The sequence below is a fragment of the Candidatus Jordarchaeum sp. genome, assembly GCF_052745115.1.
This window is the reverse complement of the sequence record NZ_JBRAKS010000007.1, coordinates 1-13,503: the sequence shown is the minus strand read 5'-3', so window position 1 is coordinate 13,503 and position 13,503 is coordinate 1. Positions and strand designations below refer to the sequence as shown.

Annotated in this window: 15 protein-coding genes and 1 tRNA gene; 5 read left to right on the top strand and 11 right to left on the bottom strand. The window is 36.9% G+C overall.

Features of this window, described 5'->3' with window-relative positions; translation table 11 throughout:
* Positions 1 to 412 precede the first annotated feature (412 nt).
* Positions 413 to 1,666: a peptide chain release factor aRF-1 gene (gene prf1, locus ACUVXA_RS01225; RefSeq protein WP_445869426.1), complete on the bottom strand. Its 1,254-nt coding sequence runs from the start codon at positions 1,664 to 1,666 to the stop codon at positions 413 to 415.
* A gap of 384 nt (positions 1,667 to 2,050) precedes the next feature.
* On the opposite strand from prf1, the gene pyrH reads away from it, so the two are divergent.
* The 3 genes from pyrH (at position 2,051) to ACUVXA_RS01210 (ending at position 3,927) form a co-directional block, all read left to right on the top strand.
* Positions 2,051 to 2,740, top strand: a complete 690-nt coding sequence (gene pyrH / locus ACUVXA_RS01220; protein ID WP_445869409.1) for a UMP kinase — start codon at positions 2,051 to 2,053, stop codon at positions 2,738 to 2,740.
* 18 nt (positions 2,741 to 2,758) lie between these two features.
* Complete coding sequence (locus tag ACUVXA_RS01215; protein WP_445869408.1) at positions 2,759 to 3,043, top strand: hypothetical protein; 285 nt, start codon at positions 2,759 to 2,761, stop codon at positions 3,041 to 3,043.
* 119 nt (positions 3,044 to 3,162) lie between these two features.
* Positions 3,163 to 3,927, top strand: coding sequence for a zinc-ribbon domain-containing protein (locus ACUVXA_RS01210; protein ID WP_445869407.1), 765 nt, complete (start codon positions 3,163 to 3,165; stop codon positions 3,925 to 3,927).
* Positions 3,928 to 4,064: 137 nt separating this feature from the next.
* On the opposite strand, the gene ACUVXA_RS01205 is transcribed toward ACUVXA_RS01210, so the two are convergent.
* Positions 4,065 to 4,202, bottom strand: a tRNA-Leu gene (locus ACUVXA_RS01205).
* Between the two features lie 226 nt (positions 4,203 to 4,428).
* Between ACUVXA_RS01205 and ACUVXA_RS01200 the strand changes: the two genes are divergently transcribed.
* On the top strand, positions 4,429 to 4,824 hold the full coding sequence (locus ACUVXA_RS01200) for a molybdenum cofactor biosynthesis protein MoaE (protein ID WP_445869406.1): 396 nt from the start codon (positions 4,429 to 4,431) through the stop codon (positions 4,822 to 4,824).
* 89 nt (positions 4,825 to 4,913) lie between these two features.
* Entirely contained in the window at positions 4,914 to 5,426 is a 513-nt protein-coding gene (locus ACUVXA_RS01195) for a metallophosphoesterase (RefSeq protein WP_445869405.1), read from the top strand.
* A 28-nt stretch (positions 5,427 to 5,454) separates the two neighbouring features.
* Here the strand turns inward: ACUVXA_RS01195 and ACUVXA_RS01190 are convergent, their stop codons facing one another.
* The 9 genes from ACUVXA_RS01190 to ACUVXA_RS01150 form a co-directional block, all read right to left on the bottom strand.
* A complete protein-coding gene (locus ACUVXA_RS01190; protein WP_445869404.1) occupies positions 5,455 to 6,639 on the bottom strand; it encodes a PUA domain-containing protein in 1,185 nt (394 codons plus the stop codon).
* Positions 6,640 to 6,683: 44 nt separating this feature from the next.
* A complete protein-coding gene (locus ACUVXA_RS01185) occupies positions 6,684 to 7,244 on the bottom strand; it encodes an NOB1 family endonuclease (protein ID WP_445869403.1) in 561 nt (186 codons plus the stop codon).
* A gap of 162 nt (positions 7,245 to 7,406) precedes the next feature.
* A complete protein-coding gene (locus ACUVXA_RS01180) occupies positions 7,407 to 7,802 on the bottom strand; it encodes a translation initiation factor IF-5A (protein ID WP_445869402.1) in 396 nt (131 codons plus the stop codon).
* A 56-nt stretch (positions 7,803 to 7,858) separates the two neighbouring features.
* The gene (locus ACUVXA_RS01175; protein ID WP_445869401.1) at positions 7,859 to 8,314 is read right to left on the bottom strand and encodes an Hsp20/alpha crystallin family protein; all 456 of its coding nucleotides are present in this window, start codon (positions 8,312 to 8,314) and stop codon (positions 7,859 to 7,861) included.
* A 12-nt stretch (positions 8,315 to 8,326) separates the two neighbouring features.
* Complete coding sequence (locus ACUVXA_RS01170) at positions 8,327 to 9,082, bottom strand: proteasome assembly chaperone family protein (RefSeq protein ID WP_445869400.1); 756 nt, start codon at positions 9,080 to 9,082, stop codon at positions 8,327 to 8,329.
* Positions 9,083 to 9,291: 209 nt separating this feature from the next.
* Complete coding sequence (gene gatB / locus ACUVXA_RS01165; RefSeq protein WP_445869399.1) at positions 9,292 to 10,767, bottom strand: Asp-tRNA(Asn)/Glu-tRNA(Gln) amidotransferase subunit GatB; 1,476 nt, start codon at positions 10,765 to 10,767, stop codon at positions 9,292 to 9,294.
* A gap of 81 nt (positions 10,768 to 10,848) precedes the next feature.
* On the bottom strand, positions 10,849 to 12,312 hold the full coding sequence (gene gatA, locus ACUVXA_RS01160; protein ID WP_445869398.1) for an Asp-tRNA(Asn)/Glu-tRNA(Gln) amidotransferase subunit GatA: 1,464 nt from the start codon (positions 12,310 to 12,312) through the stop codon (positions 10,849 to 10,851).
* A gap of 31 nt (positions 12,313 to 12,343) precedes the next feature.
* On the bottom strand, positions 12,344 to 12,640 hold the full coding sequence (gene gatC / locus ACUVXA_RS01155) for an Asp-tRNA(Asn)/Glu-tRNA(Gln) amidotransferase subunit GatC (protein WP_445869397.1): 297 nt from the start codon (positions 12,638 to 12,640) through the stop codon (positions 12,344 to 12,346).
* A gap of 58 nt (positions 12,641 to 12,698) precedes the next feature.
* The gene (locus ACUVXA_RS01150; protein ID WP_445869396.1) at positions 12,699 to 13,382 is read right to left on the bottom strand and encodes a diphthine--ammonia ligase; all 684 of its coding nucleotides are present in this window, start codon (positions 13,380 to 13,382) and stop codon (positions 12,699 to 12,701) included.
* Between the last annotated feature and the right edge of the window lie 121 nt (positions 13,383 to 13,503).

The window sequence follows — 13,503 nt, the reverse complement described above, 5'->3', positions numbered from 1 at the left end:
ATGTTTATTTTTATAAAATTTAAATTTTTCGTAGCTATGTTACATTATTCCTCAGATTGTGTATAGTGTTTTTTTAAATTTTATAAAAAAAGTGATATATTGTTATTATTTTTTTGAAATGTATTGCGCTTGATTATGTTCAAACCAAAATATTTATGTAGTAGAACAACAAAAATATAAATAACGTTTGATGTAGCGAAGCTACACTATCATGCTTACCCCCTACCAACACTAAGATTATGCCCCCACCACCATCGAATAAGGAGACCCCCAAACGACAGGTACCCGGAGGAGAGAAAAAATCTCTCCTCCCCTAACTTCACCCGGATTCTAATTTTTAAAATATCAAACATTTTCAATAAATGTTTTATTGAAATTCTATCAGAAAATACCTTATTCGTTTTATGATAGATTAGCCTTCTATGCTATATCTTAGTAGTGCTGCGATGCCCCCGAATGCTTGTTTTAATTGTTGTCCTTCTTCTGTTTCGGAGGAGATTATTTCTACGTTGGCTCCGGTTTGTTCAGCAAGTTCTCCAAATTCGTCGATTATTGGTTTAACTGTTTTGATGGATAGTAGGGAACTGTCACAACTGGGACAGTTGCGGTTCTGAATTTCCTGCTCCAAGGAGGGTAATTGGTCTTTTTTAATTGTTAATTCTTCGCTGTAGTTGCAGTTAGGGCAGCTAACTGTAACATAAAATATTTCAAGATCTTCGGATAATAAAAGGGTGTCTACAGCTCCTTGGTCGAGGGCTTGTCTGACTTCTTTCTCTCCGTAGGCTACTAAGGTGTCGTCTTTTACTAGCATGGTTAGAAACTTTTGTACTAAGGTTTTTTCTTCGGAGTATCTTACATTCTGCAGTATGTCTCGAGATTTGTCAATTAGTTCATCGATTCCGGAGCTTCCCGTGTATGATAGGTCGACGATTCCGAGGATGGCGTTCTTTAATCGATAGTCAAAATAACTGCTCTCTGCGAATTTATTCTTCGACGGCCCCGGTCCCCCTATTAATATCCCTTTAAGGTCTGGGATTTCTAGGAAGAATTCATTGGCATAATCTCCGCTTCGTTTGAAAAATTCGTGTCCAGCCTGTTCAATCAGTCTTTCAAATCTTCGCGCCGATTGACCTCCGGCACGATGCTTCCCGGGGGCGCCGGATGTAATTTTTTTAAGAATTTCCAAGTGGTTCCCTTTAAGGATGGCGAAATCTGCTTCAGATCTATCAAGTACTATAATGCCGTAGGTATCTTTTTCAACTAACATTCCTTTTAGGGGATCTAGGAAAAATTTGTTATTGCAGTGGTACTTGTAGGTATTTATAGGCTCGGGGGGAACAATGGTGGTTAGCTCCATTTTTTCTGTGCCTTGGCCGTTAGTGGGAATCGCTCCGCAGAAAACGGCTAGACCGGTTGGTGGAGGTCTCGGAATGTTTTTAAGTAGTGCTAAAATTTTTTGAATCGCATCCATCACGTTTTTTCTTGTGGATTTGGACTTGATGTTGGATGCCGTTCCGTACTCTTGTTTAAGGTAGTTTGTGACGTCGCTTATTGGCCTATCTGGAGGAATGTATAGAGACACTAGCTCGGTATGGAAGCCCTTCTTCTTTTCCAAGACTTCCAGTGTTTTTTTCAGTTTGTATCTTTCAAATGATGAACGTTTCATTTCTTCCTCTTGTTCCAATGTCAAACACCTTTGTACTGTGATTTGAGTGAATAAAAATAGGAGAAATCCCACAATACTCAGAAGAGTATGCTAAGCTTGCATAGGTTTTCCCCACTTAAAATGCCAAGATTTCATTTTTATATTTTTATAATGAGTAAAAGTTGTCTTTAGTTAATAGTTTTTGAAATACTCCGAATAAATATTTTAGTAACATATTATGGGAATACTTTGATAGTCTTAAACTTTTCTTATGTGTTATGTCTATGAAAATGATGATTCTAGTTGTAGAAAATTTCATTATAAAAACGAATATATAGGGATAATTATGATTATAAAAAAGAAGTTTATTCATTATTATTCTAGTTAGTATAGTGGTGTCGCAAAATGAGAGTTGTTTTAAAAATTGGGGGTTCCTTAATTCAAGATGAGAAGGGAAACATAAGAGTAGAGCGTTTAGCCGAATATGCAAAAGTGATTTTAAAACTTAGAAAGGAAAACACAGAGGTATTATGTATTATTGTTGGAGGAGGTAAGACCGCAAGGAAGTATATCGAAGCTGCGCGCAAATTGAAAGCCGTGGAAAGCCTTTGCGACGAGATCGGGATAAGAGCTGCCCAATTAAACGCTCAAATAATGATTGGAGCATTGAACAAAGAGGCATACCCCACAATTCCGGAAACCCTACAAGAAGTTGCAAAAGCTGCTGCCACCGGAAAAATAGTCTTAGTAGGGGGGTTGCAACCCGGACAGTCAACCAACGCTGTTGCGGCACTCATCGCAGAGCGATTAAATGTAGACATATTAATAAATGCAACCGATGTAGAGGGAGTTTACACCAAAGATCCCAAAAAGGATCCCGGTGCAAAAAAATTAAGCAAAATCACGGTTAATGAACTACAAGAAATAATTAATGAGACTGGCTTTTTTGCAGGAAAATATAAACTATTTGATCCCGTTGCTCTAAAGATTCTAGAAAGATCAAAAATCCCCACATGGATAATAAATGGGGAAGACCCTAAGAATGTGCTAAGAATAATTGCGGGGGAAAAGATAGGAACGCTTATAGTATATTAGTTCTGAGAGTGAATAGCATTGAAAGAGTTGGAGGAGATTTTTCAGAACAGAGCCCAAATTAAAGTTATACAGTTTTTCCTAGAAAATCGTGGTAAAGCCTTTAACCTATCGGAAGTCGCAGAGAAGGTAAAGGTTGCTCACAGCACGGTGGGTAGAGTTATCAAACAGCTTTTAGGTCAGAGTTTAGTTGAGGAAATTACAAGGTGGAAACAAATGCGAATCGTAAGACTTAACGAGGAAAACGAAAAAACGAAAATCCTAATCAAATTTCTGGAAGACATTAAAAAGCTAAAAAAACAATAAACCTTTAAAGGTGTTAATATTACGAAATCTCATTCAACGCTATAAATAATTATTAACTACTTTTAGATTGTTTTGTCAAATTAAAAAATTATATAATTCACCGAAAAAAGTTTTATAATATGATAAATGTGTTTCTCGACGAATCTCACAACGAGCAGATTACACTTAATAAAATTGAGAAAACAATCACCCTACTCAATAATGGCATAAACTTTTACTCTATAAGAGAGAAGCCTATCCGTTTAGGTAGTTTAAAGGATTGTGATATTCTAATAATAGGAAATCCACACGGCGACAAGGGAAGATCGGTGTTTACAGCTTCGGAGGTTGAAGACATAACACATTACGTCAAGGAGGGAGGTAAAGTTGTAATCGCTATTGGAAGCGGGGTTACAAGGGACTATGGATTTCGCAAATTACTAAAAAATTTTGGAGTAGTAGAGTACAAGAGTTTCTTAATAAATGAGAAACTAAAAATAACTTGGCAAAGCACACACCCCCTATTAATAAACGTGGAAGAGCTAGGTGCAAGCGGAGGATTCATCATAGAGCCCAAAGTAGAGGTTATTGTAAACAGGGTCAGAAAAGACACCACAAAATACAGACAAAACGTGAGCAGATCCGTTAAACTGGTAAAAACTTATGAAACCATAACCCCAATTTTAATCTGCTCCAAAATAGGAAAAGGAGTATTTATAGGAACAGGCGAAATAAACTTTACAAAACCCTACCCCCAATTTCTCAAAGCCCTCTTTCAATACCTAATAAACTATAACAAATATCAAGAACCCGAAGAAACAAAATACTTTTTCTGCCCAATGTGCGGAATCCGCCTACAGAGCCCAGCAAGATACTGCCCACAATGCGGAACAGCCCTAGACTAATTTTTTAATCCATTAAGATTATGTGAACTTATAAAAAACAAAATAGGAGTATTAAAAGATCACCATCTAATATACTTACTACTAATTTTGGTGAGTTACAGAAAATTAGGAAAAACAAATTTAAAAAACATGAGGATTGGTGCAGGGCAGGTGAATCTCGGGAGGGATATCTACCCCTTTCGAACACCTGAACTCCTACGAGACTGGATCTTGAGTCTGGTCAGGCAATTCAGAATCTGACGTCCAGCGCCGTTGACCAGCTTGGCTAGCCCTGCATTAGTTTCTTATAAAGTTCTTTTGGGTGAATGGTTTTAAATATCTGTCGGATAGAATCTTATTGGGATTTTTGTATCTTACAAATCTTGTTAGGGGGATATTTTAAAAAATTTTGTGTCAGTTATTATTCAATAAAATGTCTTGAAACATTTTGCGTTCTGTTTCGCTTATAGTACGGAATATTTTAGATTGGTTATTTGTATCGTTTTTAAGGAGGTGTCTTTTATGAGACGCGGCGAAGTTCATAATAAGGGTGAGATTAATTTAATGGACATTATCGACGAAATTAAGAAGAACCCCGACTTGTCTAAGGCTGGTGCTATTGCTTGTTTTATTGGGATTGTTCGGGGTGAGACTCAGGATGGGGTTCCAGTGGATAAGCTTGAATTGGAGGCGTATGAGGAAAAGGCAAATGAGACTTTAACGAATATTTGTGAGGAGATTAGGAAAAGAGAAGGAATCATTGACGTACAAATTCATCATAATGTTGGAGAGTTTAAAGTGGGAGAGGAATTGGTGTATGTTGTGGTTGCAGGTGGGCATAGGAAAGAGTTGTTTTCTGCACTTATTGATGCGGTTGAGGGTTACAAGAAAGAGGCTCAGATATGGAAAGTTGCTTAAAAAAAGGTAAGCAGCCCATAAAAAAGAATATACTAGCCATGGAGCCTATTGGGTAAAAGATTAAAGTTTCAGAATTGGAGGTGTTTTTCTTGTTGATTGGTGTGATGTCGGATAGTCATGATAGAATTGAGGCGATTAGAGCGGCGATTGAGAAGTTTAACTCGGAGTCGATTGAGCTTGTTCTTCATGCGGGTGATATTGTTAGTCCTTTTAGTGTTAGGGAGTTTGAAAAGCTCAATTGTAAAATTATATGTGTTACTGGGAATAACGATGGTGACCCTATGGCGTTAAGGAAGTTTTTGGGCGGGTTTGGCGGTGAATTGAAGGATGTCTTTTTTAAATTAGAAGTGGGGGGTAGGAGGATCGCAGTTACACACGGTGAGTGGCCGGAATTGGTGGAGGCGCTTATTCTCTCTGGGGAATATGATGTTGTGGTTAGTGGTCATAGTCACGATGCTTCTATTAGAAAGCAGAATGATGTTTTGGTGATAAACCCCGGTAGCTGTAGTTATCCTATTGTGGATGGAGTTGTGACTATTGGAAACGGGACGATAGCTGTTTTAAATTTGGAGAAAATGAGCGCCGAACTTTTGCGTCTATAAAATAATAAATTTCAAAATTTTTTATTACTTAGTCCTTCGTTAATGAAGCAATGAAGATCGCGGGCGTTCCGTGTAGATCGGGGTGAAAGCGTCTAGTCTTTTTTGCATCTGAAAGGTAGCTTGATAAGCCAGGGGAGCCGGGGGTTTTTGAGAGGTCTTTGAGTCTTAACCCCAATTCTTCTAAACAATATTTTATATTTGATTCGTTTTCTTCGGCTGTTAGTGTACATGTGCTATAGACTATTGTTCCACTCGGCTTCAAGAGTTTTGCTGCGACTTTTAAGAATTGGCGTTGATAAGCAGATGTGGATATTATCTCTTTGTCTGTGCTGTTATCGTAGAGTTTTGGTCTCACCCCTATTGCGGTACATGGGGGGTCTACTATGATGCGATCTGCTTCGAGGCAAGGATATTTTTTACTCAAAAGTCGAGAATCTAATCGTATTGAAATAACGTTTTTAATTCCTAGGCGTTTCACATTCCTTCTAAGCTTTTGCAGCCTTTTTTTGGAACGATCTAAGGCGAGAATTTTACCAGTGTTATTCATTATCTGAGCTATATGAGTTGTTTTTCCTCCGGGGGCTGCACACATATCAATTACAAACTCGTTTGGCTGTGGTTCTAGAACTTTACTTGCAATAATTGCGGGGAGACTTTGGAGATAAATCATTCCTCGAGAATATAGATGAGAATTTTTAAGGTCCGGAATCTTATAGATAGAATTTGTGGTCTGTACCGCTACTCCCTTTATTCTTTGCATTATGCTTTTACTATTCATCTTGGCTATTCCTTCAGCCACTATTAATCCATTTTTATCCTCAATTACAACCGGATCACTTACCTTTATTTTTTCAAGTTTAATTACTCCTGAAGAATAAAGGTCTGAGCCCTGCATTACAGATTCGCATGCAAATTTATCTGCAATAACTTTCTTTCCTATTCCTTTAACTAGAAACGGCCCCTCGACTTCTAATAGAATCGCATCCTCAATGGTAGGATGTGGAGTTGCCTTTATAGACGATTGTTCTAATTCTTCTAGTACTTGGTCAGTGGAAATCATTAAACTATTTACTCTAACGGCAAAAACGCGGCTTGGTGTTTTTAATTCCTTTATTATATTTTCTGCCCGTTTCTCTCCGAAGTATTCAATCAGTCTAGAAACTATAGCAGGTGAATAGTTGTATTTATTTGAGAGCCTATTATATTCATTCAATTCGGGCCTTCACTCACTTATATTATAAAATCTGTGTTTCTATATCATTGTTTAGGAAACTTATCTGGAGGTAAGATTTTTTTATTATTTTTTCTTAATACCCGTCTTTTTATTTTCCCTCCACAGATTTCACAAATTTCATCAGAGTATGTATCGGGGTATTGTTTTTTACAAGAGATACAATATTTTGTCCAAGTGAAACGCTTTTTTATGCCTTCTCTAATCATGGTTTTGAAGGGAATACCTAAGATTTCTGCCACATTTTGCAGGGAGTAATCATCAGTAATTATTATGGGGTTCATTTTTTCTCTTTTTAAATCAAGTGCTAGGGCCAGAACTTCAATATCTATTGCGGATAAAGTGGAGCTTTCCCCGGTATTTTTTGCAACAATTTTTACACTTTTGATCGACGCAATGGTTGGTTCTCTGATCTTTACAATTTCATTTGAAACCGCTAGATTCAGAATCATGCGAGAATGTTGATCTGTTACTTCTTCAGAGATATTTGGTATTGTAAGGTGTTGTGCATTTGTTAGATTTGGATTATAACCTCCAATCAATGCAGAAGAATCTAAAACGTAAATTTTATTCCTTTCCTTTGACATTTTAAAAGTTTTTTTTCGTTGACTATGCATTAGGAATATCCTCAGATACCAATCTTGGATAAATGTTGAATCTCATGTTCTTTAGTAATGGAATATAGAAAATGTTTGGATAATCATTTTCTATATTTTAATAATTTTTAAAAATAAGTTGGTGGAGTTAAATTAACTCTTCACTCTCATTATTTTTTTCTTGTTCATAACGCTCCAGTATTCTACTTCTGCTCCTTCTGCTAATTTTGAAAGTACATCTTCCTCTTTTGGTTTGGGTATTTCGAATGTTTCATATGTTTCTAGATCCATTAACATAATATTATCGCTAACAGATATAACTTGTCCATTCCTTTTATCAATCAATGGCACTTCAACCTTGGCATCACCTGGAAACACTAGATCCTTTTTAGACTCGTCGAAAACACCCATAGCCACCAAACGGACTTTAGCGTGACCATGTTTGCCTGATTTTGATGTTGCAGTGCTTACTACTTTATAGGGTTCATCATCGATTAATAGGTACGAACCGGTTTTTAGTTTCGAAACTTCAGTGATTTTCTTTGACATTTTCTGCCTCCTAAGTATTTTATTCTAGACACAAATCACTTAAGAGAGAGATAGATTTAATCTATTTCTATTTTTTGTTTGCTTACAGTTTTTGGTAAAGTGATACGTAGTATGCCCCCCTTGAACTCTGCTTTTGCCTTTTCGGGATCCACTCTACTTGGCAGTTTTATTGATTTGTGGTAGCAATTAAATGAGATTTCACGCTGAATGGTCCCCCAGCGTTCAAATCTTATGGCGGTTCTCATCTTTGCATCAATGTCCAGAGAAGTTTCTGTAGCATTAACATCTATATTTTCTTTATCAACGTAGGGAAGATCGGCTGTAACTACCACTTCTTCAGGGTACTCTTGGACTTCAACAAGAGGAACAAGACAAAGTTTATCAGGATCCCAAGAAGGCCTAGTAGTTCTGAAAGGTCTTAACATCGAGTAGAAAGTTTCGTCAAATCTCTTCTCAAATTCATCAACATAGTCCATAAATTGGTCAAAAAGGCTTTTCTTCTTTTCAGACATAAGATTTCCCTCCTACGAGTACATTGCAGGTAAATCATACTCCTGTGATTTTCCCATAGACGCAAGCTGGTCGGTGGTTCTCTGCATAAGATCCCTTGTTTTAATACGAATTTCCTCAGCCTTCTGCAGAAGCGCATCAATATCGATGTTCATTCCCAAAACTTTGTTAATAACCGTAACAGTCGATGCTGCAGCACCCGGATCAGGATAGTTGGGGAAACTCTGAGCTAGTAAAGCAAGGCAGGTGATACCGAGTTTTGTACAGTCCATCAGAATACTGGCGTAAGGGCCTGCCATGATGCCTTCTTCTAATCTTTGAAAGGAGAAATCTTCAATTAATTTATTGGCAGCATCATTTGTAGCCACAGTATAAACATCAGGTTCATCTATAGCTATTCTATTCGGTACGGGTATACCTGCGAGCAATATTACAATACTTGTGTTTTTCTCTATCAGCCATTTTGTTATTGCATGAGAGATAGCGTTTACTGCTAACGGGGGAACAGGGATTTCTGATAAGAACAAAAGAATATCGTCTTTTTGATAAATTCGAAATGGATGGTAGATTTTACTTCCATGTAAAACAATTACTGGTGGGAAAAGGTCAGATTCAAGATAAGCAACAACTTTCATGCCAAGTGATTCCACTATATGAGAAGCAGATATCATCCCAACCAAACCGATGTCGGGGAGACCGATTAGAAATTTTGGTTTAGGAACATCTATTGGAGTGACTTCTACTATTTCAACAGAATCTTTTAACTCCATGAATACATCACCACTTCTATTTTTATTAGGCGCCCAACCTTGAAAATAGGAAAAAATTGTTCTTGTAATATTCTGTTACTGCAATATTTTAGATTTTCCTCTCTCGCTAAAAATCTGTAACTCTTGAAGTTTTAAGTGAAGTATTAGGTAAAATAATAAACTCTAAAACCTAGTGGTCAGTTTTATTTTAAAAAGGTGGATAGAGATATTTATATGGTCTTATATTTTGCTAACTTTTTTCTTATTAGCTTATTTGTAATTTCTGGATCTGCTTTTCCCCTAGTTTTACTCATTACTTGTCCAACTAGATAATTTATAGCGTTGGGATCTGTTTTAGTGTCTTGTACGGCTTTGGGAAATTCTTCAAAAACTTTATCTATAATTTTTTGTATTCGGGTTTTATCGCTAATTTTTGTTAAGTTTTCTTTTATTATTATTTTTTGAGGGGGATCTCCGGTTCCTACAATTTGGCTGAGGACTTTTTTTGCGATTTTTCCGCTTATTTCACCCTTATCAATAAGTTTTAACATGTCTGAGAGATATTTTGGTTTTATTTTTGATTCTGAAATTTCAATTCCTAATTCCTTTAGATTACGTGCTAGATCTGTCATCATCCAGTTGCTAATTTTTTTGGCATCGGGATATAATTTGCAGCATTCTTCAAAAAAGTCTGCAAGTGCTTTGGAACTTGTTAGTACTCCTGCGTCATATTCCGGTATATCGAACTCTTTTACTAGACGTGTTTTCCGGGCATCTGGTAGCTCAGGCATTTTGGATTGTATTTTCTCGATCCATGTTTTGGATATTTCAATTGGAACCAAGTCTGGTTCTGGAAAATATCGGTAGTCGCTTTCGGTTTCTTTTGTTCTGAGAGATATTGTTATTCTTCTATCTTCGTCCCAGTGTCGTGTTTCTTGTTTTACGGTTGATCCTCTTCTTATTAGTTGTTTTTGTCGAATTATTTCATATTGCAATGCGCGTTTTACTTCTCGAAATGAGGAGATATTTTTGATTTCTACTCTTTTTCCTCCTTTTAGTGAGATGTTTGCATCACAACGCATTGAGCCTTGTAGATCGCCGTTTGAAACGCCTAGGTGTTCTATGATGGAGCGTAATTTTTGTAGGAAAAGACGTGCTTCGTCTGCCGAATCGATGTCTGGTTCGGTAACAATTTCTAATAAGGCGATACCTGCCCGATTATAGTCAACTAATGTGTAAGGTGAGCTATCAATAGTACCGTGATAGGCTAAACGAGCAGGATCTTCCTCTATTTGTAATCTTATAATCCCAACTCTTTTAATTGATGCATTCGATTCGAAATCGACCCATCCCCCGGTAGATAAAGGCACTCCACCGGCCTTATCGTATTGTGATATTTGAAAATTTTTCGGCATATCAACATAAAAATAATTTTTTCGGAAAAATAATGTCCTGCGGGAAATGTTAGAGTTTAGAGCGAGAGCCACCATTATCGCTAAATCAATTGCTCTCTTGTTTGTGACTGGCAGTGAACCGGGAAGACCAAGACAAACTGGACATAAAAGTGAATTAGGTTCTTTGCCCCTGTAGTCTGATGAGCAACCGCAGAAGAGCTTAGTCTTTAATGCCGTGAGCTGAATATGTATTTCTAATCCTATTTTAACTTCGTTTTCTTCAAGTTGGGTTAATTTTTGTGGTTTACTCAAGTTCTTCACCATTTAAGAACGAATTTAATTTTCTTAACTTTGCCAGTTTTTAGTAGAGATTCTGTTTTAACGATTTATTTTTCACAGGGTCGGCTTTTCTTTGTTAAATGAGGTATTTTGTTCATAGGTATACGCTATGCGAAGAATAGTTTCTTCGTCGAAAAAGCGTCCAATAATCTGCATTCCTACGGGTAAACCATTTACGAAACCACAAGGAATTGAAATTGAAGGAACCCCAGCTAGATTTATTGGAACCGTATCAATATCACTCATATACATGTTAAGCGGATTTTCAATTTTTTCACCTATTTTAAAGGGAGGAGTAGGCATAGTAGGAGCGATAAGAGCAGAATGGTTTGCTAAGGCTGTTTCGAAATCTTTTTTTATCAGCGTTCTAATTTTTAGGGCTTTAAGATAGTACTTATCGTAATATCCTGCTGAGAGTGCAAAGCTTCCCAGAATTATACGCCGTTTAACTTCTGGTCCAAATCCCTTTTGGCGAGTTATTTCGAAAATCTCATTCCAGTCAGCATCGGTTTTTTCTGCTCGAAAACCGTACCGCATTCCATCAAATCTAGCTAGATTTGAACTTGCCTCAGACATCGCTATTATATAGTAAGTGGGAATTGAATAGATAATATGGGGCATTGAGATTTCACTGTATTTGGCGCCTAAATCCTCAAATTTGTGAATTGCGGTCCATACACATTTTTCAACAGCTTTTTCTGTTCCTTCACCAAAAAATTCCCTGGGAACCCCTAGTGTAAAACCTTTGACATCATCAATTAAAGCATTCATATAATCTTTATTTTGAAATGGAACTGATGTACTGTCGTAATAATCATTACCATTTATTATACTTAATAATAATGCGCAATCTGTGACATCTTTGGTTATTGGGCCTATTTGCTCTAAACTATTAGCATAAGCTACGAGTCCATAGCGGCTCACTAGCCCATAGGTTGGTTTTAATCCAATAACTGAGCAAAAACTTGCAGGACATCTAATACTGCCCCCTGTATCGCTTCCGAGAGCTATTATCGTTTCATCGGCGGCTATAGCCGCTGCGCTACCACCAGAAGAACCTCCGGTAACACGATCTAATGCCCAGGGATTACGAGAATATCCAAAAGCGCTATTTTCGGTGGAGGAGCCCATAGCAAATTCATCCATATTGGTTTTACCAATAATTATTGCGTCCTCTTTTTTGATACGCTCAATAACCGTCGCGTCGAATGGGGGAATATAATTTTCGAGAATTCTTGATCCGCATGTGGTAGGTTTACCCTTTGTACAAATAACATCTTTAACGGCAATGGGAATTCCGCCTAGCCTTCCTATAGTTTCTCCTTTCTTAATTCGGTCATCTATAATCTTTGCATTTTTCAAAGCGGACTCGCGGAATAATGAGACATAGGCATGTATCTTCGGCTCAACTTTATCTATACGTTCAAAAATAGTATGTATTACTTCTTCGGATGTAATCTCCTGGTTATTTATAATATCTTTGAGTTCGTGAGATGTCAATTCGTTATAATTCACCATCGTATTTCACTCTCAGAGCTAAGCAAGTAGTTCAAAGTATTTTTGGGGCTTTTATGAATGAATCTTCTTTGTGTGGGGCGTTTTTTAATGCGTCTGTTTTAGATAATGATGGCTTAACCTTGTCATCTCTTAGCACGTTAACTAAATCTAAGACGTGAAAAGTAGGCGCGATATCCGATGTGTCTATTTCATCAATTTTCTTGAAGTAGTTTAGTATTTCATTTAACTGTTTTGTAAAAGCCTTTTTTTCATCTTCAGTTAACTCTATTCTTGCGAGCCAAGCAACATGCTCGATTTGATTCTTTGATATAGTTGGGCTTCCAGACATCTTAATCAACAAGCGATTATTGTTAAGAATATTAAGATTACGTGAAAAGGATATAAATTTAAAGATTCTTACCTTTTTCCATCAGTTCAGCATGCTTGATATCTAAATATCCACTATCTTTTTCCCAAATTATTTCAGATTTAATAATTTTTATCATCCTTTTAAAAAAAGGTGCATCTAGTACCAAGGTTTCATATTCACCGCCTTCTCCCGACAAATCCACCCCATAATTTTTATTTAGCTCAACCAATTCTTTTAGAGCAGCGTCGTCTAATCTACGCCCCAACCAATTTTCATTAAAACCTAGAGCATACACCCCGGTGAAAATTATATTGAAATTACGGTTTATTATATCTTTTAGGTAGACTAATGAATCCATATGCCAAAGCGGATTTATACTACGCAGTCCCAGTTTATCTGAAACAAGAGCCACACGCGATCTCTGATACTCACTGGCAACCGCCCCTGAAACTATACCATCTATATCCAGAGGCCGGACAGCAGCTTCCAAGTCTTTGACTTCTTCCTCCTTAATTCCAGAAGAGTACCTCACAATATGGATAAATCCAGTTGCTTCAGCCTGGAGACGCGTCAATCCGATATTAGGCACATGAAACATGTAACTATCAGGCCTCATTGAAAAAATAGACACTAAAGCCTTAATAGTATAAGATTGATCAATACACCATTGAATAACATAGCTTGAATCTTTTCCACCACTAAATAATACAGCTACCTTCAATCCACTTTACACCATGGAAAGGAATAACTAGAACTCATTTAAATGTAATAGTTAATCATTCCAAAATTTTTTCCTATACAAATTATTTAGCCATAAAAAGACCCAACACACTTATTGTAAT

Excerpts from the sequence above, each read along its gene's own strand:
- prf1 (WP_445869426.1), bottom strand. The coding sequence starts at position 1,666 with ATGAAACGTTCATCATTTGAAAGATACAAACTGAAAAAAACACTGGAA.
- pyrH (WP_445869409.1), top strand. The coding sequence starts at position 2,051 with ATGAGAGTTGTTTTAAAAATTGGGGGTTCCTTAATTCAAGATGAGAAG.
- ACUVXA_RS01210 (WP_445869407.1), top strand. The coding sequence starts at position 3,163 with ATGATAAATGTGTTTCTCGACGAATCTCACAACGAGCAGATTACACTT.
- ACUVXA_RS01200 (WP_445869406.1), top strand. The coding sequence starts at position 4,429 with ATGAGACGCGGCGAAGTTCATAATAAGGGTGAGATTAATTTAATGGAC.
- ACUVXA_RS01185 (WP_445869403.1), bottom strand. The coding sequence starts at position 7,244 with ATGTCAAAGGAAAGGAATAAAATTTACGTTTTAGATTCTTCTGCATTG.
- ACUVXA_RS01180 (WP_445869402.1), bottom strand. The coding sequence starts at position 7,802 with ATGTCAAAGAAAATCACTGAAGTTTCGAAACTAAAAACCGGTTCGTAC.
- ACUVXA_RS01175 (WP_445869401.1), bottom strand. The coding sequence starts at position 8,314 with ATGTCTGAAAAGAAGAAAAGCCTTTTTGACCAATTTATGGACTATGTT.
- ACUVXA_RS01170 (WP_445869400.1), bottom strand. The coding sequence starts at position 9,082 with ATGGAGTTAAAAGATTCTGTTGAAATAGTAGAAGTCACTCCAATAGAT.
- gatA (WP_445869398.1), bottom strand. The coding sequence starts at position 12,312 with ATGGTGAATTATAACGAATTGACATCTCACGAACTCAAAGATATTATA.
- gatC (WP_445869397.1), bottom strand. The coding sequence starts at position 12,640 with ATGTCTGGAAGCCCAACTATATCAAAGAATCAAATCGAGCATGTTGCT.